Source organism: Rhodoferax aquaticus (assembly GCF_006974105.1).
Lineage (GTDB): Bacteria > Pseudomonadota > Gammaproteobacteria > Burkholderiales > Burkholderiaceae_C > Allorhodoferax > Allorhodoferax aquaticus_A.
On the sequence record NZ_CP036282.1, the window covers coordinates 3,622,902 to 3,649,139 of the forward strand.

At 58.3% G+C, this 26,238-nt stretch carries 20 protein-coding genes; 12 read left to right on the forward strand and 8 right to left on the reverse strand.

Annotation, left to right across the window (positions count from 1 at the left end):
* Positions 1–5: 5 nt before the first annotated feature.
* Positions 6–1,499, forward strand: coding sequence for a cryptochrome/photolyase family protein (locus EXZ61_RS16810; RefSeq protein WP_142812850.1), 1,494 nt, complete (start codon positions 6–8; stop codon positions 1,497–1,499).
* Here EXZ61_RS16810 and EXZ61_RS16815 read toward each other — a convergent pair.
* Genes EXZ61_RS16815 through EXZ61_RS16840 form a run of 6 tightly spaced genes read right to left on the reverse strand, consistent with a single transcriptional unit; the run spans position 1,472 to position 11,385 of the window.
* The gene (locus EXZ61_RS16815; protein ID WP_142812851.1) at positions 1,472–7,513 is read right to left on the reverse strand and encodes a hybrid sensor histidine kinase/response regulator; all 6,042 of its coding nucleotides are present in this window, start codon (positions 7,511–7,513) and stop codon (positions 1,472–1,474) included. The two genes, EXZ61_RS16810 and EXZ61_RS16815, sit on opposite strands and share 28 nt — an antisense overlap.
* Before the next feature lie 57 nt (positions 7,514–7,570).
* Positions 7,571–9,835, reverse strand: a complete 2,265-nt coding sequence (locus EXZ61_RS16820; RefSeq protein ID WP_142812852.1) for a methyl-accepting chemotaxis protein — start codon at positions 9,833–9,835, stop codon at positions 7,571–7,573.
* A gap of 20 nt (positions 9,836–9,855) precedes the next feature.
* The gene (locus EXZ61_RS16825) at positions 9,856–10,386 is read right to left on the reverse strand and encodes a chemotaxis protein CheW (RefSeq protein ID WP_142812853.1); all 531 of its coding nucleotides are present in this window, start codon (positions 10,384–10,386) and stop codon (positions 9,856–9,858) included.
* Positions 10,387–10,398: 12 nt separating this feature from the next.
* The gene (locus EXZ61_RS16830) at positions 10,399–10,764 is read right to left on the reverse strand and encodes a response regulator (protein ID WP_142812854.1); all 366 of its coding nucleotides are present in this window, start codon (positions 10,762–10,764) and stop codon (positions 10,399–10,401) included.
* Entirely contained in the window at positions 10,764–11,162 is a 399-nt protein-coding gene (locus EXZ61_RS16835) for a response regulator (RefSeq protein WP_142812855.1), read from the reverse strand. Before EXZ61_RS16835 ends, EXZ61_RS16830 begins: the two co-directional genes overlap by 1 nt.
* A gap of 49 nt (positions 11,163–11,211) precedes the next feature.
* On the reverse strand, positions 11,212–11,385 hold the full coding sequence (locus EXZ61_RS16840) for a rubredoxin (protein ID WP_142812856.1): 174 nt from the start codon (positions 11,383–11,385) through the stop codon (positions 11,212–11,214).
* A gap of 120 nt (positions 11,386–11,505) precedes the next feature.
* On the opposite strand from EXZ61_RS16840, the gene thiD reads away from it, so the two are divergent.
* Both thiD and hemL read left to right on the forward strand, forming a co-directional pair.
* Complete coding sequence (thiD, locus tag EXZ61_RS16845; RefSeq protein WP_142812857.1) at positions 11,506–12,423, forward strand: bifunctional hydroxymethylpyrimidine kinase/phosphomethylpyrimidine kinase; 918 nt, start codon at positions 11,506–11,508, stop codon at positions 12,421–12,423.
* Positions 12,407–13,711: a glutamate-1-semialdehyde 2,1-aminomutase gene (gene hemL, locus EXZ61_RS16850; protein ID WP_142812858.1), complete on the forward strand. Its 1,305-nt coding sequence runs from the start codon at positions 12,407–12,409 to the stop codon at positions 13,709–13,711. The genes thiD and hemL overlap by 17 nt, the downstream gene beginning before the upstream one ends.
* Here hemL and EXZ61_RS16855 read toward each other — a convergent pair.
* Together EXZ61_RS16855 and EXZ61_RS16860 are read right to left on the reverse strand one after the other, a co-directional pair.
* Complete coding sequence (locus tag EXZ61_RS16855) at positions 13,708–15,048, reverse strand: M16 family metallopeptidase (RefSeq protein WP_142812859.1); 1,341 nt, start codon at positions 15,046–15,048, stop codon at positions 13,708–13,710. The genes hemL and EXZ61_RS16855 overlap by 4 nt on opposite strands.
* A 56-nt stretch (positions 15,049–15,104) precedes the next feature.
* Positions 15,105–16,598, reverse strand: coding sequence for a M16 family metallopeptidase (locus tag EXZ61_RS16860; protein ID WP_142812860.1), 1,494 nt, complete (start codon positions 16,596–16,598; stop codon positions 15,105–15,107).
* A 29-nt stretch (positions 16,599–16,627) separates the two neighbouring features.
* Between EXZ61_RS16860 and ftsY the strand changes: the two genes are divergently transcribed.
* From ftsY to EXZ61_RS16905, 9 genes are all read left to right on the forward strand, one after another.
* Complete coding sequence (gene ftsY, locus EXZ61_RS16865) at positions 16,628–17,740, forward strand: signal recognition particle-docking protein FtsY (RefSeq protein ID WP_142812861.1); 1,113 nt, start codon at positions 16,628–16,630, stop codon at positions 17,738–17,740.
* An 87-nt stretch (positions 17,741–17,827) separates the two neighbouring features.
* Entirely contained in the window at positions 17,828–19,027 is a 1,200-nt protein-coding gene (locus EXZ61_RS16870; RefSeq protein WP_142812862.1) for an ABC transporter substrate-binding protein, read from the forward strand.
* A 63-nt stretch (positions 19,028–19,090) separates the two neighbouring features.
* Positions 19,091–20,122 (forward strand): GGDEF domain-containing protein, encoded by a 1,032-nt coding sequence (locus EXZ61_RS16875; protein ID WP_142812863.1) that lies wholly within the window; start codon positions 19,091–19,093, stop codon positions 20,120–20,122.
* 184 nt (positions 20,123–20,306) lie between these two features.
* Entirely contained in the window at positions 20,307–20,990 is a 684-nt protein-coding gene (locus tag EXZ61_RS16880) for an alpha/beta hydrolase (protein ID WP_142812864.1), read from the forward strand.
* Positions 20,980–22,281 carry an Hsp70 family protein gene (locus tag EXZ61_RS16885; RefSeq protein ID WP_142812865.1) on the forward strand — a complete coding sequence of 434 codons (1,302 nt, stop codon included), beginning with the start codon at positions 20,980–20,982 and terminating at the stop codon, positions 22,279–22,281. Before EXZ61_RS16880 ends, EXZ61_RS16885 begins: the two co-directional genes overlap by 11 nt.
* A 101-nt stretch (positions 22,282–22,382) precedes the next feature.
* Complete coding sequence (locus EXZ61_RS16890) at positions 22,383–24,047, forward strand: ABC transporter permease (protein WP_142812866.1); 1,665 nt, start codon at positions 22,383–22,385, stop codon at positions 24,045–24,047.
* A gap of 13 nt (positions 24,048–24,060) precedes the next feature.
* The gene (locus tag EXZ61_RS16895) at positions 24,061–24,519 is read left to right on the forward strand and encodes a Rieske (2Fe-2S) protein (RefSeq protein ID WP_142812867.1); all 459 of its coding nucleotides are present in this window, start codon (positions 24,061–24,063) and stop codon (positions 24,517–24,519) included.
* A gap of 4 nt (positions 24,520–24,523) precedes the next feature.
* Positions 24,524–25,168: an ATP-binding cassette domain-containing protein gene (locus EXZ61_RS16900; RefSeq protein ID WP_142812868.1), complete on the forward strand. Its 645-nt coding sequence runs from the start codon at positions 24,524–24,526 to the stop codon at positions 25,166–25,168.
* A 5-nt stretch (positions 25,169–25,173) separates the two neighbouring features.
* A complete protein-coding gene (locus EXZ61_RS16905) occupies positions 25,174–26,235 on the forward strand; it encodes a glycoside hydrolase family 18 protein (RefSeq protein ID WP_142812869.1) in 1,062 nt (353 codons plus the stop codon).
* The last annotated feature ends 3 nt before the right edge of the window (positions 26,236–26,238 follow it).

Genomic DNA, 26,238 nt, shown 5'->3' on the forward strand with positions numbered 1-26,238 from the left:
CACAGATGCAAGCGCAATTCAAAACAGGTTTGGTATGGTTCAGACGCGATTTGCGGCTGCATGACAACGTGGCCCTCAGTACAGCCCTAGCAGAGTGCGAACAGGTGCACTGCGTATTTGTCTTTGACACGGCGATCTTGTCGGCGCTTCCCAAGCATGACAGACGCGTGGAGTTCATCCATGGTGCAGTGCAAGAGCTTGACGCTTCGCTGCGCCAAGTGGCAGGCCACGCACACGCGGGTTTGCTCGTTGCGCATGGAGACGCGCAAACGCTGGTACCGGAGATTGCGCTGGCCTTAAGCGCCAACGCAGTGTATTGTGGACGCGACTATGAACCTGCGGCCCTCAATCGTGATGCTGCCGTGGAGCTAGCGCTTTCAGGCCAAGGGATCGCATTTCGAACAGTCAAAGACCATGTGATCTTTGAGCGCATGGAAGTTGTCACGCAGGTGGGTAAGCCTTACACCGTGTTCACTCCGTATTGGCGTGCGTGGTTAGCACGTCTGGAGGACACGCCACTGGGACCGTGTCGGCTCGATGATGCAGAAAACATGCTCGCCGCAAAACCCGCAGCATGGAGAAATGAGCTGCCAAGCCTTGAGGCTTTGGGGTTCGAGCGCACCAATCTCAGTGCGCTCCATCTAGGCGCTGGCGAGGCTGCAGCGAGTGCCCTGCTCGCTGATTTCTGGCCCCGCTTGGAACGATACGACAGCGCACGCGACTTCCCTGCCGTCAAAGGGCCAAGCTACCTAGGTGTTCATCTCCGCTTTGGGACCGTCTCCATTCGCCAATTGGTACAACTTGCTTACGAGCAGTATCTGGCTGGCAACCAGGGCGCCAAGGTGTGGTTGAGTGAACTGGCCTGGCGTGACTTTTATGTGCAAATTCTTGCGAATTTTCCGCATGTGGTGGGACACCCCTTCAAAGCTGCCTACAACAACGTGCAATGGGAAGAAGGACCTACTGCCTTGGCGCTATTTGAAGCGTGGTGCCAAGGGAAGACCGGCTACCCACTGGTCGACGCGGCCATGGCCCAAATTAACCAGACAGGCTATATGCACAACCGACTCCGTATGGTGGCGGGTAGCTTTCTTGTCAAACACCTAGGCATTGACTGGCGCTGGGGAGAGGCCTATTTCGCCGAAAAGCTCAACGACTTTGACCTATCGGCCAACAACGGGGGTTGGCAATGGGTGAGCTCCACAGGCTGTGACGCACAGCCTTACTTTCGAATATTCAACCCCATTACGCAGAGTGAAAAATTTGACGGCGAGGGTAAGTTCATTCGCCGCTATTTGCCACAGCTTGGCCAGCTTGGCAAAAGAGCCATTCACGCTCCCTGGCTAGCAAAACCACAAGAGCTGACGGTTGCCAAAGTAGTCTTGGGTGAGAACTACCCCCATCCCGTTATAGACCATGGGGAAGCACGTGCGCGCACCCTTGCAAGGTACGCGCAGGCTCGCGACGCCGATCAACCCTCGGCAGACACGACGCAATAGCCGCGCACCAACTCAAGCAACTCGTCTTCAGAGTACGGTTTGCCTAAGTAGTGGTCCACTCCCAGTTCTTTGGCATGCTCACGATGCTTACCCGCAATGCGCGACGTGATCATGATGATGGGCAAGTCACGCAAACGCTCGTCGTTACGAATATTGCGCGCTAAGTCAAACCCGTCCATGCGTGGCATTTCGATGTCAGACAGGACCACTGCGGGACGCTCTTCCATCAATTGCTCAAGGGCCTGAAGTCCATCAGCCGCCAGGGCCACACGATAGCCTTCACGCTTCAATAAGCGCTGCGTAACGCGTCGCACCGTGATGGAATCATCAACTACCAGAACTAGCGGTAGCTTGTCAGAGTCGCCCATCCAAACAGCAGACTCTTGCCCTTGCTGAACGGGAGCTCCAGCGGTGTTTGCAGCCTGCGCCTGCATGCGCATCTCATGGGCCTTCTCACCGTACACTGCAGCGAGAGCCACAGGGTTGTAGATCAACACCACGGCGCCAGACGCCAAGACAGACATCCCTGCCAAGCCTGGGAGCCGAGCCAGCTGTGGTCCTAGGTTCTTGACCACGACTTCTCGGTTACCCAAGACTTCGTCCACATGCAAGGCGAGCTCTTGGCCCGCGCTTCGCAAAATGGCGACTGCTTGGGTTTTGAGAGGCTCATCTTTGCTCATTGCCGAGACTTGCAGCAAGGCGCCCGCCCAGAAAAACGGCAAAGTACGTGCGCCGAACTCAAAACTATTGCTCTGATAAGCAGCATCCACGGCCTTCGAAGGCACTCGCAGTACGGTTTCAATCAAGTTGGAGGGCACCCCAATCGTGAACTCCCCCATACGCAGAATGACAACCTGCGTCACCGCAGTGGTGAGTGGCAACACCAACTTAAACCGCGTACCTTGGCCTTCAGTGGTGGTGGTTTCAATACGGCCACCTAGCGCAGTGACCTCTGAACGCACCACATCCATCCCAATCCCTCGGCCAGCTAATTCGGTAACAGAATCAGCCGTAGAAAAGCCCGGGGTAAAAATCAAATTGGCAGCATCAGAATCACTCAAGTCGTCGGTTTGTTTGATGACTCCGTTAGCAATCGCCTTTGCGCGAATCTTGTCCAAGTGCAAGCCAGATCCGTCATCACTAAAGGCGACAGAGATGTCATTGCTCTCTTGGTTAACCTGAATAGTGATCGTACCGGCGAGCGGCTTACCCGCCGCTGCCCGCACTTCAGCATCTTCAATTCCGTGGGCAATGGCATTGCGCAGCATGTGCTCAAAAGCTGGCGCCATACGGTCAAGTACGCCCCGGTCCATTTCAATAGATCCGCCCACAATGTCCAACTTAACTTGTTTGGCGGTGTCTTTAGACGCTTGACGGACTACCCCGTACAGGCGGTCTGAAATGCTCTCGAATTCGACCATACGGGTGCGCAAGAGATCGCGCTGTAACTCGCGGGCTTGGCGTCCCTGTGCAATCAAATCATCTTCGTTGCCTTCAATCGAACGCTGCAAATTGCGCTGTACCGTCGCCACGTCATTCACAGACTCAGCCATCATGCGGGTGAGTTCTTGCACGCGGGTAAATCGGTCAAACTCTAACGGATCAAACGCTTGAGCGGAGTCCTTGGTTTGTGCCAAACGCGATTGCATTTGGGACTCCGCCTGAAGCTCCACGTCACGCAGCTGTTGGCGCAATCGGTCCAAGTTACCACTCAAATCTACCAGTGATGAGCGAACCTGGGCCATGCGCGCATCCATGCGTGAACGCGTGATTAGCACTTCGCCAGCTTGGGCGACCATCTGGTCGAGTAGCTTGGAGCGCACACGCACTGACTGACCACTGACCTGCCGAATGGGTGCAAATGATGTCGCAATAGGAGCATGCAGTATCTGGCGCGCTGGTTTAGCCTGCCCACTCGCTTGAACTGACTCCTCAGTGACCTCAGCAGGTGTCACCTCATCTTCGTCCACCGGAGTGTTCAGGCTGGCAAAGGTGCGCTGTATGTCATCAAACCTTGGTAGCAGAGGTTCCAATTGCACAGACTGCAATTGCTCAGCACCTAACTGCTCAATACTAGACTCCATGCGGTGCGCCATTTCACCCAATCGCATGGCACCAGCTAAGCGGGCACTGCCTTTAAGGGTATGCAAAACGCGCAGAACGCTGTTACGGGCGGATGCATGGTCCGGGTGATCCACCCATTCGCGCAATGCAGCGCCAAGCTGAGGCAACAACTCCGTTGCCTCTTCGTCAAAGATGGGGAACAGATCATCATCCAAGCTATCCACCGCATCGATCTCATCATCACCCTGTTCAGCGAATTTGAGCGGCGCTGCTGCCATGACCCGTGGTACGTCGACCAAGGCTGGCGTTGCAACGATCAGGCTTTCATCGATGGCTGCCTCGATAGCTTGCTCTTGCTCTTGCTCTTGCTCTAGCTCTAGCTCTTGCTCTTGCTCTTGCTCTAGCGATTGGATCACGTCATCCAAGGGCATATCGTCAATGGTCTCGATATCGACTTTCATGGTCGGCGCCAAGAATTCCGTGTCGATGATGTCCTGCAGCGCTTGCATGATTGAGACATCAGCGTCTTTCAGAAACCCCGCTGCGAACTGGTGCAACAAGCGGCGGATGTCCTCTGCAGATCGGTTAAACACTTGGGCATGCTCCAAGGTTCCTTGGCGATGCAGCTGCACATGCTGAAGCGCTTGCTCTAACAAACGCGCCATATCCGACAAAGCGGTGAAGCCGACCGTTGCTGAACTTCCCAACAAAGAATGCGCCAAAACCACGGCCGAGTCAGGCAAGTCCTGCTCTAGTTCCAAGCTCCATTCAGTGAGTTCAGTCTGCAGTCGACGGGACCATTCGTCAGCTTCATTGAGGTACACGTTGTAAAGTGGAATGCTTAGACGCAGGGGGCCAATGACCTTGATGCGCTCGTCCAGGACTTCCGGCGCAGATTCAGGTTCTTCATGAACCTGTGCAGCTTCTTCAGCGCCTTGCTCAACGGAAGCTTGTGTTGGCAGCCCTTGCTCAGAATCCGGCTCAATCACTTCCCTTGCCAAATCGAAAGGCTCAGAAGACACCGGGTCTAAGTCTGCTCTCGTATCCGCAGAACTAAAGTCGATACCTTCTACTAAAACTGCAGAAGCGGGAATCTCAGCGGGGGTATCCAAAGTACCGAAGTCAAAATCGCCAAAGTCAATTTCTTCTACTTCCGTACCCGCACTAGCCAGATCCACAGGAACATCATTCGCGCGTAAATCAAAGGGCTGAGTGGCCTCAAAATCGACCGGTGCAGTGGCAGCGAACTCGGTAACAGGGGGATGGCTATCCGCGAAGTCAGGGCTGGCCAATTGCGTTGGGGAAAACCCATCGCGTGCGCTGTCGGGCTCATTTGGCCTCGTGGATGGGCTGACGGCAAGCTCCGCGCCAGCCAGTTGATTGGCGACTAACTCGCTCCGTTCTTCAGGAAGCTGTAGCTCTAACGGAATCTCTGGGACAGGCTCGGCCTGGTCAAAATCAAGCTCTAAATCAGGCAGTTCGCCATGCGGCTCTGCAAACTGATTCGCGGCCAATTCCAACGCAGCCAGGTCTTCCTCAAGCTCCGCAACATCGCCCCCGGAGGGATCCAAGCGGACGTCAAGCTCCATTGGGGAGGAGACGGTGGGAACCCGCCTAGGTGCCTCCACCCCAATCCGCTCATTGTGCAAGCGTAGACCGTCGGAAGCTTTACGAAAATCGGCGGAATGCCAAGCACCAGCATCGCCTGACGCGATGTCTTCAACCCAAAGCCCAAATGCGGTCATACCCGACGTAGCCACCGCAATGAGATCTTCACTCGCAGGCCGCTGCTCAGCAAGCCAGGTATTCAGGAGTTGTTCAAAAGACCATGCGGCCTCGCCAAACTCTGTGAGTCCCACCATACGTGAACTGCCTTTGAGGGTGTGGAACGCGCGACGCAGCACTGTTTGTTGCTCGAGATCAGCGGGATCACTACGCAAGGCTTCAATGGAAGCAAGTCCTGTCAGCACGACCTCTCGGGCTTCTTCCAAGAAAATGTCCTGTAGGTCCGTGTCGTCTTCATCTTCATCAATGACAACGGGAGACATGACCTTCGAAGCAACTGTTGCCGACGGAACGGCAAACGGAACCGTGGCCAGCATATCTATGTTTACATCGTTTCTGGCAGCCAAGTGCGTATCTTCAAGACCCACATGAACTTGGTCAGTGGATACATCCGGTACCACCGAGACACGCTCTCGCCCCATAAGCGGACGGAACTCTCCCAAGCTTTCGTCATAGACAAACAGCCGTTTGGCCAGTTCTCGCTGGTAGCTCAACATGTCGATGAGAAACCCCATCGCGCCCAAACTATTGCCAAGCTTCTCAAAAATTCCTAAGCGCGCTGCAGCTTCATCGATGTCGTCCACCAGAAACTGTTCCACGCTGGTACGCATCCGCAAGGCGGCTATAGCAGGTTGGTCCAATCCAAGGACAGAGAAGACCCCGCGCATCTGGGCAAGTCGGCTCGGCAATTCTTGCAACGGCGTCTTGTCGGCGGGCGCCCTGAAAAACTGGTCCAACGATTTTTCGACTTCATCCAAGGTGGTGCGCAGTTCAGCGACAACGCTCCCCATCGTTTGTCGATCACTCACGCGCCGGTACAAGTCCTCCATCCAGGACTCCATGGGTTCGGACACGCCTCCACCAACTACACCAGACATACGTTGCGCCAAACGTGTGCTGCGCTCCATCATGTGTGAATTTGTGGGATCTAAATCCTCGTACGCGGCTTCCAGATACAGAATCGTTGTCGCAACTTCCATAGCCACGGCAGGTGTTGGAGCGGCAGAGGACGCGATTGTGAACTCAATTGCACGCTGCAAAGCTGACGACAACTCGTGCGTCTCCGGATGCAGTTTGACCATGGACTCAGCCACGGACGTAAACTGCTCGCCAGCTGCCTTTAGTCGGTTTACATCGCCACCAGCCAAGGCAGACCAAGTTTCGGATGCAGCGGCAATCCGTTTGCGCGCTAAAACCAAGAGTGCTGGATCAAAGCGCCCGAAGTGCGCGGCTTCATAGTCCACGAACTTAGAGTCATCTAAGCCATAAGCACTTCTAACAGCGGTCAGCAGTGGGGCGGTGCCCATGGACGGCTGAGCCAAGGAGCAAAAAAACAACAAGTCCAATGCCAAGCGCTCCGAAGGAGCGGCTCCTCCTCGGGCCAAAATGGCGTACTGCTGTAACACCCGCGATGCGGCCCGTTTGGTGTAAACATCACTTGGACACAGGCCCATCGCAACCGCCTCAAAATAGGCGGCGCACACCAACCAAAAAGTTCGCGCATGGGCATCGACACCCGCCATCGCTAGACCATGGCATACGGCACTCAAACGGGCTGCAGAATGGTTGTCTCCCATCTTCACAACTTTGAGTACGGCCCAATCCATCTTTTCGCGCACCGCTGACGAATAGGCAAGTGCGGAGGTTTCCGGCACGGTTACATCCAGCCAACGCCATTCGACAGGCCACAAATCAGCAGGGTGGACTCGGTCGGTATCCGTCAACTCCAAGACCGACCGGTACTGGGCAAACAAAGCAACCGGAGATGCTTTTTTGCCTTTCAGCAAACCCTCAAGATACTCCGTCAACGCAAAGCTGGCGCGTTCCAACTTGTTGGCAGCCTCATCGCTGCAAGTCTCTGGGCGCTGCACAAACTTCTGGGCCAAAGCTTCCATTGCACGAAGCACTTTGGCAGGTGCACCTAGCCCAACCATTTCCAGGGCACCGACCGCTTGGTGCAACTGCTGCCGCGCGACGCGCAGATGGCTGGCATCTAAGTCAGTCAACTCTGCACCACGGGCCAGCTCGGCGTCCCGTACAAATCGACGCATTGCTTTGGTCGCGCCATCGAGCGATTTGCGCAACTCATCCAACACCCAAGCGAGTGGACCAAGATCGCTGGCCGCTATCTCATTTTCGCCAACAGCGGCAGGATTCGATGACATGGATTGGGGCTCTCCTGAGGATCACTTTGCTTAACAAATACGCGACAAAGACTGGCTTTAAGCAATCTTGAATCGTGACACCGACTGGCGCAACTCTTCCGCCATGCGTGAGAGCTCACGCACTTGGTTCGCTGTAGCGCGGGTACCCTCTCCGGTCTGCTCCGTCACCGCAAAAATGTGCTGAATGTTGTCTGCAACCACGTTGGCCAAGCCGGCTTCCCGCGATGCAGAGCCCGAAATCTGCTCAATCAATTCCGCAACACGGCGTGACACCCGGTCAATCTCGGTCAGCGCCGTACCCGCGTTGTCGGAAAGCTTGGCTCCTTCCACCACACCCTGCGTGGAACGTTCCATAGCGCCGATCGCATCTTGTGTGTCGGTCTGAATCGCCTTCACCAAGGCGGAAATTTGGCGAGTCGCGTCTGCGGAGCGTTCCGCAAGACGCTGAACTTCCTCGGCAACCACGGAGAACCCGCGTCCGGCTTCACCGGCAGACGCCGCTTGAATAGCGGCATTCAAGGCCAAAACGTTGGTCTGTTCGGTAATGTCTGAAATCAGCTCTGTAATTTCACCAATCTCTTGAGAAGACTCACCAAGGCGCTTGATACGCTTAGATGTTTCCTGAATTTGGTCGCGGATGGAGTTCATACCACCGATCGCGTTCTGCACCGCAGTCAAGCCGGTTTCCGCAGCCAGCAGCGATTGGCGAGCTACCGCAGCAGACTCTTGCGCTTGAACGGACACCTCGTTAATGCGACCGGCCATATCCACTACAGAGCGGCCCGTTTCACGAATTTCTAGCAGCTGCTCATTGGATGCAGCCAAGAGTTCTGTAGACGTGGCATCCACTTCAGAGGTAGTTTGCGCAACACGCGCAGCCGTGCTTTGCACGTTGGTTACCAAGGAGCGCAACTCTTCCACCGTGTAGTTCACCGAGTCAGCAATCGCTCCGGTAATGTCTTCCGTCACCGTAGCTTCTTGGGTCAAGTCGCCCTCCGCAACAGTTTGCAACTCGTTCATCAAACGCAAAATCGCAGCCTGATTGGCATCGTTCACGCGCTTGGCGTCTTGCTGTTGTTGCTCAGCTTCCAGCCGTTGGTCTTCAGCGACGATTTGGCGCTTGCGACTGTCTTTCAGTTGAACCGCAGAAAAACCTGCCGCTGAAGCCAGCACCAAGACTGCCAATGCCACCATGGCCAAGAAAAGCTCGCCAGAAACACCAGCCTGATTGGAGAGTTTTGCTTGCAACTCTTCGAGGTTACGACGCAGTGGCTCACTGTCTTCAATAATCGCGCTCTGCGCTTCACGCGCAGACACCAAGCCTTGCAAGTTGCCCAAAATGGCACCTGCTTGCACGCGGGTCTCACCGTACATTTTGATCAGTGCTTCTAGCTGTTCGCGCGTAGCGGCGTCTTTCGCGGCTGTCAGGCGAAGTTCAGAACTACCAGACAACAATCCTTCGGAAATTTCTTTGAAAGTGTTCAAGTCTTTACCCAACAAAAACACCGCCTCAGGGCTTACACCCTCAGAGGTCAAGAACTCATTGGAGGACTTACCAATACGTTGCGTCAACATCACCAACTGACCCACAGCGGAGATTTCAACGGAGGGCGAGTTTTGCTGAAGCTTCAACGATGAAATTGTTTCAGCGATCTCCAGCAAATCTGACGACTGGCGGTTAATCAAGCGCAGCGCGGATCCGATCTGGGTCAGAATTTTTTGCTGGGCCAGCACCGCCTTCGCATTTTTTTCAGCTCGGTCAACCAAGGGCGTAATTTTTTGCATTTCAGCGGCGTACTTATCACCTACAGCAGCCAAATTCATATCGTCATCACTGGACTGCAAACCCTTGATAGTTTTAGCCAAAACACCCGAACTATCTGAGACGTCAGGGAAAGCTTGCGCACTTCCCACAACAGCTTGCGTCACAGACTTAGCAAGACGCTGAGACTGCATCAAAGACTGCCCCGTTGCATTCAACTGCTGCGCAACCTTGTTCGATTGGCTGAGCGTGAGAAACACCACCACACCCAATAGAGCCAGCGACACGCCAAAAGCAACACCCAAACGCTTTTGGTGATCAGCAATCGTACGAGTTCCCAACAAGGGGACGGAAATCAAGTCCTGGTTTCCTGCATCTTCGGCTGTGGCGGCAGCTTTCACAGCAAGGTCTACGGCATCAGCCGCAGGTTTGTGCGCCAACGAATCATCCGAAGCCGCATCGGGAGAGCCATCCGGCATAGCCAAGCTGAGGCGTGAGTCAAGCTCAGACTCGACTTGCTTTTTGGCAAAAATGTTTTTCAATTGGTCGACTACGGACATGATGGCGCCTTAACAGTGAACTAAACGCTGATACTCAAAAACTGAGGGAATTGGGACAATGTGCGCAGGTTAATCTCCTGCCAATGCTCGCCCGTCGAATCTACAAATCGGTTGCCGAAATAGGCGGGCGCGCCTTCCGCGGGTGGCTCTGACGACTCAAATGCATCCACGCCGCGTAACCCTGCCAAACTATCCACTTGGAGGGCGCAATTGACTTCTAGAGCGGAGTTGAAGGTGACAACGCTAGAGTCCAAAGCGAGGGTTTCCGCATGCGGCGCTCCGCCAGTTTCAGCCACAAAGCCCGCCACATCAACGACCCCATACAGGCCCCCGCGGATATTTAAAACCCCACGGAACCACGGCCGCACATAAGGTACAGACTGCACATTGGACATGGGGTAAATTTCACCCGACTGCCCCAAGGGCAAAAGGTAGTTATGGCCACCAGCCTTGACTGCAAGCCAAGCCACCGCCACGCCTTCGGTGCGTGCCGCTTGGAGCCGACTGGCCAAACGGGCCTGCAGTTCGCGAATTGCTTCTCTGTTTGCCATGGGTGAGGCGAATCAGCTCAAGGCTTTGATTTTTGCAAACAACTCCACCGAGTCCACGGGCTTGGTGATGTAGTCTTTAGCGCCTTGGCGCATGCCCCACACACGGTCAGTTTCTAGGTTTTTGCTGGTGCAAATGATGATAGGCACATCCGCATACTCAGGGGTCCGGTTGATCGATCGTGTGAGCTGGAACCCGTTTTGACCAGGCATGACCACATCCATCAAAATGAGATCCGGCTTCTCTTCCGCCAAACGCTTGAATGCCTCATCGGCGTTCTCTGCGGAGCGCACGGTGTAGCCATTTTTTTGCAACAACTCCGTGAGAAACATGATCTCTGTCTTTGAATCGTCAACGATGAGTACTTTATGTATTGCCATCAAATAGCTCCTTGCAAAACGGCACCAAACTGCTGCACGGCCTGCAACAGTTGATCCTTGGTAAATGGTTTGGTTAAGTAATCTTGGGCACCCACCATACGTCCGCGTGCTTTGTCAAAGATTCCATCTTTAGAGGAAAGCATGATCACGGGAACGTTCGAAAACTTGGGGTTGCGCTTGATAATCGCACAGGTCTGGTAGCCATCAAGGCGCGGCATCAAAATATCGCAAAAAATGAGCTGTGGCTGGTAATCATTCACCTGCGCCAAGGCCACAAAGCCATCTTCAGCCAACATCACTTCATGGCCACCCTGCTTAAGGAATATCTCCGCGCTGCGGCGAATCGTGTTGCTGTCATCTACGACCAACACCTTGAAGGTTGAAACACTGGTACTCACAAAGCATGTCTCCTGAACAAATAGGGGCTTGAATCACCAATACGCAGCGTCAAAGCTCCACCATCTCGAAGTCTTCTTTGCGCGCCCCACATTCGGGACAGGTCCAATTCATGGGCACTTGTGCCCATGCAGTGCCTGCGGCGATCCCGTGCTCTGGGGCGCCTGCGGCTTCATCATAAATCCAGCCACAAATCAGGCACATCCAAGTTTTTGCATCAGTCACGGTCGCACTTACCTTCGAATAGAATGGAATGATTGTATAGAGGCAGCGTAAGCGAACGAACTGCACGCCCACTGAATGATCACATTCTGCCTGAGGACTAACCCCAATACAGGCTCACCAATGCAAGCAAATCCCCCACCCAACCTTGACGACGAAGACGCCGATGACGGCCCCTCTGCCTGCATTATGGTGTTCAATGCCAATGATGCCAGTGGTGCGGGCGGCATTAGCGCCGACCTCACCGCCATTGCGTCAGTGGGCGCTCATGCGCTACCCGTTATCACTGGGGCGTATGCCCGAGACACGTCTGAAATATTGGACCACTATCCCTTCGATGACGAGGCTGTGACCGAGCAAGCCCGAGCGATTTTGGAAGACATTCCGGTAGATGTGTTCAAGGTCGGGTTTGTAGGCAGCCCTGAGAACCTCAGCGCCATTGCGGAGCTTGCATCTGATTACGCAGATTTACCTTTGGTTGCATATATGCCAGACCTTTCGTGGTGGCAAGAAGACCTAACCGACCAATACCACGATGCCTGCACCGAGCTTTTGCTGCCGCAAACCACGGTCTTGGTGGGCAACTACAGCACCCTCACCCGCTGGTTGCTGCCTGACTGGAGCACCCCGCTGCCCCCTTCCGCACTCGACCTTGCCCGCGCTGCCAACGAGTACGGCGTGCCCTACACCCTGGTGACCGGCATGCCCCTGCCTGACCAGCACATTGACAATGTACTTTGCACGCCAGAGGCAGTGCTATGCAGCCACAAGTACGAACGTTTTGAGGCCGTTTTTTCAGGGGCTGGTGACACACTGAGTGCCGCGTTGGCAGCGTTGATCGCCAGCGATACAGAGCTGGTGGAAGCCGTCGGAGAAGCACTGAGTTACTTGGATAGATGCTTGGAAAACGGCTTTCGCCCTGGTATGGGCAATGTTCTCCCGGATCGGCTTTTCTGGGCCCACCCTGAAGAAGACGAGACCGACGACGCCACTGACTTAGATTCCAACTTTGAGATTTCCCCCAATGCAACCCGTCACTGACCGCAACCTCCAACTCTTTGAACGCGCACAGAACGTCATTCCCGGTGGCGTGAATTCCCCCGTGCGGGCCTTTAAGGCCGTGGGCGGCACGCCCCGTTTTGTCTCCCGTGCGCAAGGCGCCTACTTTTGGGATGCCAACAACAAGCGTTATATCGACTACATAGGCTCGTGGGGCCCCATGATTTTGGGACACGGGCACCCGGCCGTAGTGCAGGCCGTGCAAGAAGCAGTGCTCGAAGGCTTCTCGTATGGTGCCCCCACCGAGCGGGAAGTAGAACTGGCCGAAGCCATTTTGCAAGCAGTGCCCAGCATGGACATGGTGCGCTTGGTGAGCTCTGGCACCGAAGCCTCTATGAGCGCCATTCGAGTGGCCCGAGGCGCTACCAACCGCCCCAAGTTCATCAAGTTTGAGGGCTGCTACCACGGCCACTCGGATGCACTCTTGGTCAAGGCCGGCTCTGGCCTGGCTACGTTTGGCAACCCCACCAGCTCTGGCGTCCCCCCTGAAGTGGTGCAGCACACCTTGGTGCTGGAATACAACAATGTGGCGCAACTCGAAGAAGCCTTTGCCCTGCATGGCAAAGAGTTGGCCTGCCTGATCATCGAGCCCATTGCGGGCAATATGAACTTTGTGCGCGCCTCCGTGCCCTTTATGAAGCGCTGCCGCGAACTGTGCTCTGAGTACGGTGCACTCTTGGTGTTTGACGAGGTCATGACCGGCCTGCGCGTGGCCTTGGGCAGCGCGCAAAGCGTGTACGCGCGCTCCATACCCGGCTTTGAGCCAGACATGACCGTATTGGGCAAAGTGATTGGTGGCGGCATGCCCTTGGCGGCTTTTGGCGGCAAGCGCCACCTCATGCAGCAACTGGCTCCCTTGGGCACGGTGTACCAAGCCGGCACCTTGTCTGGCAACCCCGTAGCCACCGCCTGCGGCTTGGCCACTCTGCGCGAAATCAGCAAACCGGGCTTTTATGAAGCACTGGGGCAAAAGAGCCAAGCCTTGATCAGCGGCCTGCAAGGCGCTGCCGATGCCGCGGGTGTGCCCTTCTGTGGCGACAGCGAAGGTGGCATGTTTGGCTTCTTCTTGTTTGACAGCCTGCCGCAAAACTACGCGCGCGTCATGCAGACGGACAACCAACGTTTCAACACCCTGTTCCACGGCATGCTAGATCGCGGCGTGTACTTTGCCCCGGCGCTCTACGAGGCGGGCTTTATGAGCGCAGCCCACACCGAAGAAGACATCGCCGCGACCGTGGCAGCCGCTAGCGAAGTCTTCAAGTTGCTTTAATCCGCCCCCAGGACCACCGTTGCCATGGTGTCAGGCTGCAGTTTGCGCGCAAATGCGGCCTGCACATCGGCCACGGTGAGGGCTTGGACGCGCTGCGTCCACGTGTCTAGGTAATTCAAGGGCAGGCCATTCCACGCGATATTGGCCACACTGCCCACCAGCTTGCGGTTGCTATCCATCAGCAACGGGAATCCCCCTATCAAATTGTCTTTGGCCGCCTGCAGCTCCTTCTCGGTCGGCCCCTCTTTCACAAAGCGCGCGAGCACGGTGCGCACCAAGTCCAAGGCTTGTTGTGCTTGATCAGGGCGGGTTTGCAAACCAATGCCAAACGCGCCCGCGTGCAAACCTGGCGAAAAGGAGCTGTAGACGCTGTAGCTCAGGCCCCGTTTTTCACGCACTTCCTCGGTCAAGCGCGAGCTAAAGCCACCGCCGCCCAGAATGTGGTTGCCCACGGTCAAGGCGAAAAAGTCAGGATCGTTGCGCTTAAACCCAGGCTGCCCTATCAGCACTTGGGCTTGGGCGGACGCAAACGCAATGCGCTTTTCACTGGCAGCTTGCAAGGCCTGCACCTCTGGCACGGCGGCCAAAGGTGCACAGGCCGCCACCGTCACCCGTGAAAACAGCTGCTTCACCAAGGCGTCTGCCTGCGCCTTGTCTACGGCACCCACAATACTGACCTTGGCGTGGCAAGGTTGCACGGCGTGCGCGTGCAGCGCCCGCATGTCTTGCACGCTTATGCGCATCAGTGTGGCCTCGGTCATCTCCTGCCCGTAGGGGTGGCTGCCGTACACCGCTTGGCTAAACGCCCGGCCTGCCAAGGTTGCGGGGCGTGTGTCTGCTTGCTTCAGGGCTGCCAGCATTTTGGGCCGGTCACGCAACCACAAAGCCTCTGGGTAGCTGGGCTCCCCTAACTGGCGCGCAGCCAACGCCACGGCTTTGGGCAGCAAGTCGGGATACGTCAAAGAGCGCAGAGAAAAACTCAAACGGTCCGCGCTGGCTGCACCACCAAACGATGCCCCAAGGTCTGCCCATGCTTCGCTCAAGCCGTTTTCGTCTAGGGCTGGGTCGGCCCCATGGGCGCGCACCCCGTTCGACATAGAACCCGCCATCACGCTGGCCAAGCCCGATTGCGATGCTGGGTCGCGGCGGCTACCGGCGTCAAACTCTATTTGCACATCGACCATAGGAATCGCCGGGCTTTGCACCAAGTACACCTGTGCGCCGGACGCTTGCGTCCAATGCGCAATGGGAATACCGGCCATGGATAAAAGTGGTAGAAAAAGGCCTGTAGCGCCCATCCACATTGCGCAAACAGCTCTTAAATTTATAGCAATCATGAATTCCTTCTGTGTTCAACGAGCAGACCCAGGCACCGCAGCGCGGGGGCATGGCCTCAATGCCGCGCACCTACTGGCACTTGGCGCGGTTTACGGCTGGTGTCTAAGGGCTGCGGCAACAGGGTGGCTACCGTCAAAGCGTCATCGCCAAAGTACTTGGCAGCCACAGCCTGCACCTGCTGCGCCGTCACGGCGCGCAGGCGTGCGATCAGGCGCTCCTCTGCATCCAAGGCAAAGCCACTGGCCCAGTTGCTCCCCAATGCACGCGCTTGGTTGAACACGCTATCGAGCTTGTAGACCTCGCCCGCTACCCAGCGCACTTTCACGCGCGCCAACTCGGCCTCGGTCACCCCGTCACGGGCCACTTTGGCAACTTCGGCACGCAGCGCGGCTTCCACTTGCGCGCTGGTTTTGCCTGCAGCGGGTACGCCATACAACATGAACAACTTGGGGCCGCGGCCACTGAACCCGTAACCGGCACCCACATCGTCGGCCACGTGGTCATCGGGTTGGGTCAGCGCGCGGTCTAAGCGTGCACCTTCATAGCCATTGAGCACGGCGGACAGCACGGTGAGCGCCAGCGCGTCTTCACCCTCGCCTGTTTCCAGGTCAGCGGCGACCAAACTCGGCACCTTAAAGGCCAACGCGACGTACGCCTGCTCGGCAGGTGCTTTGAACTCCAAACGTCGCAAGCCCACCTGCTCTGGCTCCACGCGCGGCTTGCGGGTTGGCAAGGCGCGGACGGGAATGCCGCCATACAGCTTCTCAGCCAACGCACGCACCTGTTCTGGCTCCACGTCACCCGCCACCACGACTGCGGCATTGGCAGGCGTGTACCAGCGGCGGAAGAACTCGCGCGCGTCGTCGGGTGTCATCGCATCCAAGTCGCTCATCCAGCCCACCACGGGACGGCGGTAAGGGGAAGCCGTAAACACCGTCGACTCCAAGGCTTCGTGCAAACGGGCATGCGGGTTGTCTTCCGTGCGCATGCGGCGCTCTTCTTTGACCACCTCTAGCTCTTTGCGGAAGTCATCATCGGTCCACTGGTTGTTGGCAAAGCGGTCTGCCTCCAAGGCCATGACCTCGGCCAATCGGTTAGCAGGAATCTGCTGGTAGTAGCCGGTGTAGTCTTTGGTGGTGAAGGCGTTTTCGCGCCCACCTAGGGCAGCCACCTTGCGCGAAAAGTCACCCGCTTTCACGGTGGGCGTGCCTTTGAACATCATGTGCTCCAGCACATGGGCCACACCGCTGGTACCGTCCACCTCGTCCATGGAACCCACACGCACCCAGAGCATATGGACTGCCGTGGGCGCTCGGTGGTCGGGTTTCACAATCACCGTAAGGCCATTGCGCAAGGTGTACTGCACCACCGGGCTGGCCGCCGTGCCTGGGGTTGCGCCGGTCAGTCCTTGTGCACCGGCAGACAGCGCCACAGCGGCAATAGCCAGAGTACCTAAACGCAGTGCCTTGATGGGGCTCAACAACAAGGGAAGAGATAAAGACCAAGGGCGTGCCAAAAACCGCGCAGGCAGGTGAAAATGGTGTTTCATAGAATGGTGTGATTCTAAGAACGCCCAACATGTTCAGTTTTTTCAAAAAAAAATCCCCTCCCCCACCGGCTGCAGCGCCCGTTGCAGCACCTGTTGCAGCACCCGCTGAGCTGCCTAGCGCTGCACCGGCAGCCGCATTCAGCGCCGCATCAGCGGCTGCCAGCCCCGCCTTGGGCGGCTCCCTCATTGGCAGTGCGCTGGTCACGCCCATCGACATTCCCGTTCCCAGTGCCACACCGCCTGAACGCCAAAAGTGGCTGGACAAGCTCAAGGCGGGCCTGGGCAAAACAGCGTCCAACATCTCGGGCGTGTTTGTAGGCGCCCAGATTGATGAGGCCTTGTATGAAGACCTAGAAGGCGCACTGCTCATGTCAGACGCAGGGGTACCCGCCACAGAATACGTGCTCAAAGAGTTGCGGCGCAAAGTCAAAGACAGCGGTATTACCCACCCCGTCGCCCTGAAAAACGTGCTGACCGCCACCTTGACCGAGATGCTGCAGCCCTTGCAAAAGCCCTTGGTCATTGGCGCGCAAACGCCCACCGTCATCATGGTGGCCGGAGTCAACGGCGCGGGCAAGACCACCAGCATTGGCAAACTCACCAAGCATTTGGCAGACAGCCAAGCCACTGTGCTGCTGGCAGCGGCCGACACTTTCCGCGCGGCAGCACGTGAGCAGCTCACCGTGTGGGCCGACCGCAACACGGTCGAAATCATCAGCCAAGACGGTGCCGACCCCGCTGCCGTGAGCTTTGACGCAGTCAGCGCTGGCAAAGCACGCGGTAAAGACGTGGTGCTGATTGACACCGCTGGTCGCCTGCCCACGCAGCTGCACCTGATGGAAGAGCTCAAAAAGATCAAACGCGTGATCCAAAAAGCCGACGGCACCGCCCCCCACGAGGTGCTGCTGGTCATTGACGGCAACACCGGACAAAACGCTGTCACCCAAGTCAAAGCCTTTGACGACGCCTTAGGCCTCACCGGCCTGATCATCACCAAGCTCGACGGAACCGCCAAAGGCGGCGTGCTGGCCGCCATTGCCCGCGAGCGGCCCATCCCGGTGTACTTCATTGGCGTGGGCGAGAAGCTCGACGAGTTGGAAACCTTCAACGCACGCGAGTTTGCACAGGCCTTGCTGGCGTGAGGAACGCGAGCGCCGGATCGCTGCGGTAAGAAAACGCCGCAGTCCACGACCCACTCTTTTGCACTCTATTTTTCACGGCCCGTCACCATGACCATTCAGCTCAACCGTCGCCACTTACTAGCGTTGTCTAGCCTAGCCATCGCATCCCCAGTGTTTGCCCAAAGCAGTGCCAGTTGGTCCACTATCGAGGCCAAAGCCAAGGGCCAAACGGTGTACTTCAATGCGTGGGCTGGCTCGGAGCCCATCAACGCCTACATCCAATGGGCGGGTGCTGAAGTGCTCAAGCGCTACGGCGTCAAGGTTGAACATGTCAAAGTGAGCGATGCTGCCGACGTGGTCAAGCGCGTGCGCAACGAAAAGGCGGCGGGCAAGACCAATGGCACGGTCGATTTGGTGTGGATCAATGGTGAGAACTTTTTGGCCATGAAGCGCGACGGCCTGCTCTTTGGCCCCTTTGCTGAAAGCCTGCCCTCGTTTGCCAATGTGGACGTACAAGGCAAACCCACCACCCGGATCGACTTTTCGGAGCCTGTAGACGGTCTAGAAGCCCCATGGGGCATGGCGCAGCTGACCTTCATGGTGGACAGCAAAAAGGTAGCTAACCCACCCAAAAGCATGGCCGAGTTGCTGGCCTTTGCCAAGGCCAACCCCGGCCGCGTGAGCTACCCACGTCCGCCCAACTTTCACGGCACCACCTTCGTCAAGCAAGCGCTGCTAGAACTCAATGCCGACCGTGGCGCGCTCTACAAGCCCACTTCCCCGGAAGCCTTTGCCAAAGCCAGCGCGCCTTTGTGGGCGTTCTTAGACCAGATGCACCCCCATTTGTGGCGTGCAGGCAAACAGTTTCCGCAAAACGCGGACGCCATTCGCCAAATGATGGCGGACGGCGAATTGCTGTTGGCGCTGACCTTCAACCCCAATGACGCAGCCAACGAAATTGCCGCCAAGCGCCTACCAGAGAGCGTGATTAGCTACCAATTCAGTAGCGGAACCATTGGCAACACCCATTTTGTGGCCATCCCTGTCAACGCCTCAGCCAAAGAGGGCGCGCAGGTGTTTGCTAACTTCTTGCTCAGTGCGCAAGCCCAGGCGCGTAAAGCCGACATTGCGGTGTGGGGCGACCCCACCGTGTTGGCTGTGGACAAGCTGAGCGCGGCTGACAAGGCGCGTTTTGCGGCCAAGCCCTTGCCGGGTCAAGTCATCAGCCCGGCTCCCACCATTCCAGAGCCGCATGGCAGCTGGGTAGACCCGCTGGAAAAAGAATGGTTGAAACGGTATGGGCAATAAGCGCTACGATGTGGGCCTAAATCGTTGGTAGCGGCTCCACCAGTCGCAGAATAAACTGAACCCATGTCCGAACTTGTCAACCGGCTGGCCAACCTCACTGCCATTCGCGACCGTGACGCTCTGGACATGGCATTGGTCAGCGCCATCAGTGATTTGCTGCAGCCTGAAACCTGCGCGATTTACCGGGTCGTGGGCGAAGTAGGCAATGAGCACTGGCTCACCAGTGCCCAGTTGGCACAAGGTCAATTGACCCCCACCTTTGACGCAGCATGGTCCTCCTTGGACTTACTGCCTAACCTCAATGACCACCCGCTGCGGCAGAAATCGGTAGAAACACAAACCGTGCAGCACTCTGAAGGCGAACCCAGCGTGGCGGTGTTCCCCATCGCGACCGGGGTCGAGGGGGCCAGCGTGCTCGAAGTGCGCACCGCAGGCCAGATGTCCTCGGACTCCCTGCGCTTGGTGACCGGCGTGCTGCGGCTGTACCTGAATTTTCTGAGCTTGTTGGACTACGGTGAGCGCGACTCACTGACGGAGCTGCTCAACCGCAAAACCTTTGACACGGCATTTCTGAAAGCCTCCAACGAGCAGCGGCTCGCTGCCGAAGTTCCCTTGGGGGAACGGCGGGCCACAGAAACGTCTGGAAGCTATTGGCTGGTCATGATCGACATTGATCACTTTAAGAAGGTGAACGACAACTACGGCCATTTGATCGGCGATGAGGTGTTGTTGCTGCTAGCACGCCTGATGCGCACCCACTTTCGCTTCCACGACCAACTCTACCGGTTTGGTGGCGAAGAGTTTGTGGTGCTCATGCGCTGCAATGGCGAGGCCGAGGCCTTCAACGTGCTGGAGCGCTTGCGGGTCACCACCGAGGCGCACCGCTTTCCGCAAGTGGGCACCATCACCATTAGCGTGGGCTTTTCCGAAGTCATGGCAGGCGACACCCCAAGCGGCGCTTTTGAGCGGGCGGACCAAGCCGTGTACTACGCCAAAGGGCATGGACGCAACCAAGTCTGTAGCTATGCGGCCTTGATTGCCCAAGGTGAATTGGCCCAACATGCAGAAAACATCGGCGACATGGAGCTGTTTTAGGCATCTTTGCGTCGCAAGGCTGGCAAAATCTCGCCTTGGCTCGCAAAAACACCGTGTCCCAGCGCTAGCCAAGGGGCTAGTCAGCGCATTGAGCCCTTGGTTTTATCCCTGCCCTTGACCAGAATCACCGCAAGCGGCGGTGTTTCTAACGTTTATTAACCCCCACACTGCTAGGTGCCCCACCGTGACCTTACTGCCCCGTATTGAAATTGAAAGCGCCCCCAACCCCACTGCCGCCGTCATCTGGCTGCACGGCTTAGGTGCCGATGGCAATGACTTCGCAGGCTTGGTGCCTGAACTTCAGCTGGCAGGCTGCCCGCCCATTCGCTTTGTGTTTCCACATGCGCCCAGCATGCCAGTCACGCTCAACGGCGGCTATGTGATGCCCGCTTGGTACGACATCACCGGCACCGACCTGATCAGCCGCCAAGACGCCGCCGGCATCCAAAACTCCGAGCGGGCCATCCAAGCGCTGATCCAGCATGAGATTGCGCGTGGCATTGCGCCTGAAAACATCGTTCTGGCAGGTTTTAGCCAAGGCTGCGCCATGGCCTTGCACACCGGCTTGCGCCTGCCGTTTCGCATTGCGGGCATCATGGCGCTGTCTGGCTACCTGCCCCTGGCCGAGCGCTTTGGCGACGAACGCCACAGCGCCAATGCAAACACCCCCGTGTTCATGGCCCACGGCACGCAAGACCCTGTGGTCGTGCTGGCGCGTGGAGAAGCCTCGCGCGATGCGCTGGCAGCCCATGGCCACCCCGTGCAATGGCACACCTACCCCATGCCGCACAGCGTGCACCCCCGTGAAGTCGCCGACATTTCGGCATTTTTGAAGCAAGTATTAGGAACCCCCGCACGTGCAGCGTAACGACGAATTAGCCTCTTTAGCCCCCGTCATTGGTATTGACTTTGGCACCTCCAACTCTGCCGCCGCGCTGATCAACAGCAGCGGCCAGTTAGAGGTCATTCAACTCGACGGTGCGCGCTCTGAAATGCCCACCGCCTTGTTTTTCTCCAGCGAAACCCACAGCGTGCTGTTCGGCTCGGCCGCCATGCAGGCCTATTTGAGCGGCACCGAAGGCCGATTGCTGCGCTCGCTCAAAAGCCTCTTGGGCAGCGCGCTCATGGACGAATACACCGTGGTTGACGGCCAAAGTATTCGCTTCTTTGACATCGTGGTCTTGTTCTTCAAAGAACTCAAAAAGCGCTGCGAAGCGCAGGTGGGCCACCCCATCACCCACGCCATGCTGGGCCGCCCCGTGCACTTTGTGGACGACAACCCCGAGCGCGACACCTTGGCCCAAGAGACCCTGGGCCGCGCGGCGCGTGAAGCTGGTTTTACCGACATTGCCTACCAGCTTGAACCCATTGCCGCTGCGCTGGACTACGAGCAACGCATCACCCAAGAAACCACCGCCTTGGTGGTGGACATTGGCGGGGGCACATCTGACTTCACGGTGATCCGTCTGAACCCTGCGCGCAGCCACTTGGGCGACCGCAGCGAAGACATTTTGGCCACCACCGGCGTGCACATTGGCGGGACCGATTTCGACCGCCTGTTAGACCTTGCCACCGTGATGCCGCTTTTGGGCTACCGCCATGTGGGCCAGGGGGGGCGCCCGGTGCCCAACAGCGTGTTCTTTGACCTGAGTACCTGGCACTTGATCCACCAAGCCTACACACGCAAAGCCATGCACTTTGCCAAAGAGCTGTGGACTGACTACGCCGACCTCAGCCTGCACCGCCGCTTGATGAACGCGCTGGACGAGCAACACGGCCACCGCATGCTCGCAGGCGTAGAGGCCGCCAAGATTGCCTGCTCCATCAGCGGCGAGTCGGCACGGGTGGACTTGGACTTTTTGGACCGCAACATCCCAGCCGAGCTCAGCCCCATGGTCAGCGCCGATGGCATGGCCAACGCCCTGCAGCAGGCCCTGGGCCAAGTGGTCGCCTGTGCGCAGGAGTGTGTGGCGGCCGCTGGTCTCACGGCTGTGGATGTGGTGTACCTCACGGGTGGCTCATCAGCCTTGCGCCCACTGATCGAAGCCTTGCGCAGCGCCATGCCCGAAGCCACCTTGGTGGAAGGCAACCGCTTTGGCGGCGTGGCAGCGGGCTTGGCCGTGGCCGGCGCAGCCAGCGCTACAGAGGCCGTGGCTTGAGCATCGTCTGGACCTTGCGCATGCCTTGCTACACATTCAATAGCTGCTTACGCATATGCCACGTGCGCAAACAGTACTTTTAGCCCTTTAGCTCGCGCCACGTGTCACGTTCCCTCACGCCCGCCCTCTATGGCGCCGTTCTCTTGGCGCTGGTGGGTGTGCCCATGGTGTGGAGCCTGTGGGGTGCTGCTGTGGCAGGCACAGACACGGCGGGCTGGGTCCGCCTAAGCCAAGACCCGCAGTTCTGGCCGTCGCTGGGCATGAGCGTAGGGACTGCGCTCACTGCGACCACGCTGGCCTTGGCCGCCAGCGCCTGGATCGTGTCGCGCAGCTTTGGGCAGACCGTGTGGCCACGCTGGGCGCAGCGCCTCCCCAGCCTGCTGGCCGTGCCGCATGCCGCCTTCGCCATCGGCTTTGTAGCCCTGCTTGCGCCCAGCGGGTGGGTGTTGCGCGCCTTGTCGCCTTGGGCAACCGGTCTGCAAAGCCCACCGGCGTGGGCCAGCACCCAAGACCCTTGGGGCGTGGGCCTGGTTGCGGTGCTGGTACTCAAGGAGATTCCGTTTCTGTTGTGGACGGCCATGGCCTATTTGCAACAGCCTGACGTTGCGCGCCGACTCCAAGCAGAACTGCGTTTGGCCCACACCATGGGCTATGCCCCGCACCGTGCGTGGTGGTGCGTGGTCTGGCCCCAGCTCATGCCACGCTTGGCGCTGCCCGTGCTGGCGGTGTGGGCTTATGGGCTCACCGTCGTGGACATGGCCTTGGTGGCGGGGCCTACCTCCCCCCCCACTTTGGCCGTGCTGGCGTGGCAGTGGCTGCAAGACGCGGCCCCTGAGACCCAGGCGCAAGGGGCTGCTGCTGCGTGGGCGCTGGCTGGCTGCGTCGCCCTAGGGGCGGCCCTGCTGTGGTGGGGGGCTCGCCTCTCGGTATGGAAACGGCTGTGGACCGCAGGCGTGCCCGCTTACCACGCACAGCCCACGCCAACGCGCACCGGCGCATGGCAGTTGCATGTACTCACCGCGGTCTATGCCGTAGTGCTGCTGGCGCTGGCTATTGGCAGTGTGTCGGGCTACTGGCCCTTTCCGTCGCTGTGGCCCCACAGCTTGAGCACGGCGGCTTGGGCCTCGGTACTGGGCAGCGCCAGCACCCTGGGCACAACGGTCGCACTGGCGCTGGTGAGCGCGGGCACGGCCTTGGTGTGGGCGGTACTGTGGCTCGAGTTTGCCCCCCCTGCGTGGCACCAACGCGCCCAGCCGCTGCTGTTCATGCCCCTGGTGCTGCCCGCCGTGTTGTGGGTGCTTGGACTGCACCGTTTGGCCTTGGCATGGGACTGGGATGCGCAGGCCAGTGGCTTGTGGCTGGCCCATAGCTTGGCGAGTCTGCCCTATGTAGTGCTGGCCTTGGCGGGCCCCTATGCCGGTTTTGATGCGCGCTTGGGGCAACTGAGTGCTACCTTGGGCCGCAGCCGATGGGCCTACCTGTCGCAAGTGAAATGGCCTTTGCTAAAAGCCACACTTGCCTCCGCCTTTGCCATTGGGTTTGCCGTCAGCGTGGCGCAGTATTTGCCCACCTTGTACGTTGGCGCGGGACGGTTTAGCACGGTGAGCACAGAAGCTGTCAACCTCGCAGCCGGTGGCCAGCGCTCCCTGACCGCAGCCTACGCAGGACTGCAGTGGGTGCTGCCCGTGGCCCTGTTTACGGTGGCCCATTGGCTAGGCCGGGCCCGCACTTTTCGCACCAACGCCATGGCCAACCCGGCACAATAAGGGTTCGATTGACATGACCCCACAACGCTTGCGCTTGCCCATGCCCTCACCCTCTGCCGAGCCCCTGACATGGTCTGATCTCCCACATGCGCCAGCCCCCGGCACTGCGTTGGTCATGCTGAACGACCTCGTAGAGGGTCAGGCACAGATGGTGAGCGTGACACAGGCCCCAGGTGCTGCAGACAGCGCCACTGATTTCAAAGTACTGGTGCTTCGCAATGGCACGCAGGTGCATGCATTTGCCAACCGCTGCCCCCATTTTGGAGTGCCTTTGGCGGCACGCCAAAGCCAGCTGATCCAGACCCCCTATGTGTCGGTCAGTTGCAATGTGCATTACTCCCGCTTTCGTTGGTCTGACGGCGTCTGCGAAACGGGTGAATGCGTGGGTGAGGCCTTGCTCAGCGTGCCAGTGGTCGTGGACGCTCAGGGCCAAGTGTGCATCGCCACAGCCCCTAGCGCGGCGAAGGGGTAGAACGATGGCCTTGCAGCTCCACATTCACCGCCTCGCTACCCCTCGCCACACCTTGCTGGCCCATATTGATCTGGTAGTGGCCCCCGGGGTGGTGCATACGGTCATGGGCCCCAGCGGCTCGGGCAAAAGCAGCCTCTTGGCGGCCGTGTGTGGCACCTTAGACCCAGCCGTGCAGTTTGAAGGCAGCATCACCCTGGGTGACACACGGGTAGACACCCTTCCAACCCAGGCCCGTCGCATTGGCATGCTGTTCCAAGACGACCTTCTGTTTGCCCACATGACGGTGCTAGAAAACCTGCTGTTTGCCTTGCCCAGTGGGCCACGGGCAAACCGCAAAACCCAGGCCCAGCAAGCGCTGGTCGATGTGGAAATGGACGCCTATGCCGAGGCCAACCCCGCCACCTTGTCCGGAGGGCAGCGCGCCCGCGTGGCTTTGGCACGTGCCCTCTTGGCACAGCCCCGCGCCTTGCTGCTGGACGAGCCCTTTTCCAAACTCGATGCGAACTTGCGTGCGCGCATGCGTGCTTTGGTGTTTGGCTTGGTGGCACAACGCCAGATTCCTGCGCTGTTAGTGACCCATGACACCGCAGATATTGCCCACCTCGACCATCTCACCCACCTCACGCACGCCGTGACCCAACCCGTGTAGCCACGATGCGCTGTTTACCCTTCCACACCCAACCCGCCACCCCACGCCAGTCTGGTAGCACGTACTTGCGCGTCTTGCTGCTCGCCGCTCTGGTCCTCTTGGCAAGTTGCTCAGCCCCTGAGCGCGACCCCGGCAAGCCCAGCCAACTGCGGGGCTTTGTGAACAGCCCCTACTGGTCGGTCAGCACCGGGCTTCAACCCTTGGACACAGGCGATGCGCCCACCAAGGCCCTCAAAGTGCCCGCACATGTGGGCGCGGTGACGCTGGCGTTTGCGATTGGCGAATGCGGCAAAGAGGCCTGGGACGGTGAGGTCAGCCGCAACAGCATACTGGCCACCATTGACAGTCTGCGCGAGGCCAATATGGGCTACATCGTCTCCACCGGAGGGGCGGACGGTGTGTTCTTTTGCGACTCTGTAGCGGGCATGGATGCCTTTGTCCAGCGCTACAGCTCGACCCACTTTATTGGCTTGGACTTTGATATTGAAGCGGGGCAGCCAGACGAGATGCTCGCGCAACTGGCCCGACAAATTGCCCTCGCAACCCAACGTTACCCGTATCTACGCATCAGCTTCACCTTGGCCACGGTGGCAGACACCACCGCCACCAAGGACAGCCTGAACATCGATGGCCAGCGCGTCATGAAAGCCATTGCCGCAGCCGGGGTAAAGAACTACTACCTGAACTTGATGGTCATGAACTTTGGCAAGGCCTCGCCCTACAACTGCGTGGTGGTCGCCAAACGCTGTGACATGGTGGCCTCGGCCTTGCAAGCCGCGCGCAACGTGAGTCAGCGCTATGAGATTCCGATGAACCGCATAGAACTCACGCCCATGCTGGGCGTCAACGACTTTGCGCCCAATGTGTTTACCTTAGAAGATGCGCAGCGCTTAGGACAAGCGGTCAACAGCCTGGGCATGGGGGGCTTGCATTTTTGGTCAATCAACCGCGACGGCCCTTGTGCGGCGGGCAGCACGCCGCATTCACCGCCGTGCCATGGTCTGGAGGGTGTACCCAAATTTGCATTTTCCAAGGCACTGAATCCGCCGGTCGTGCCGCTCCAATAGACT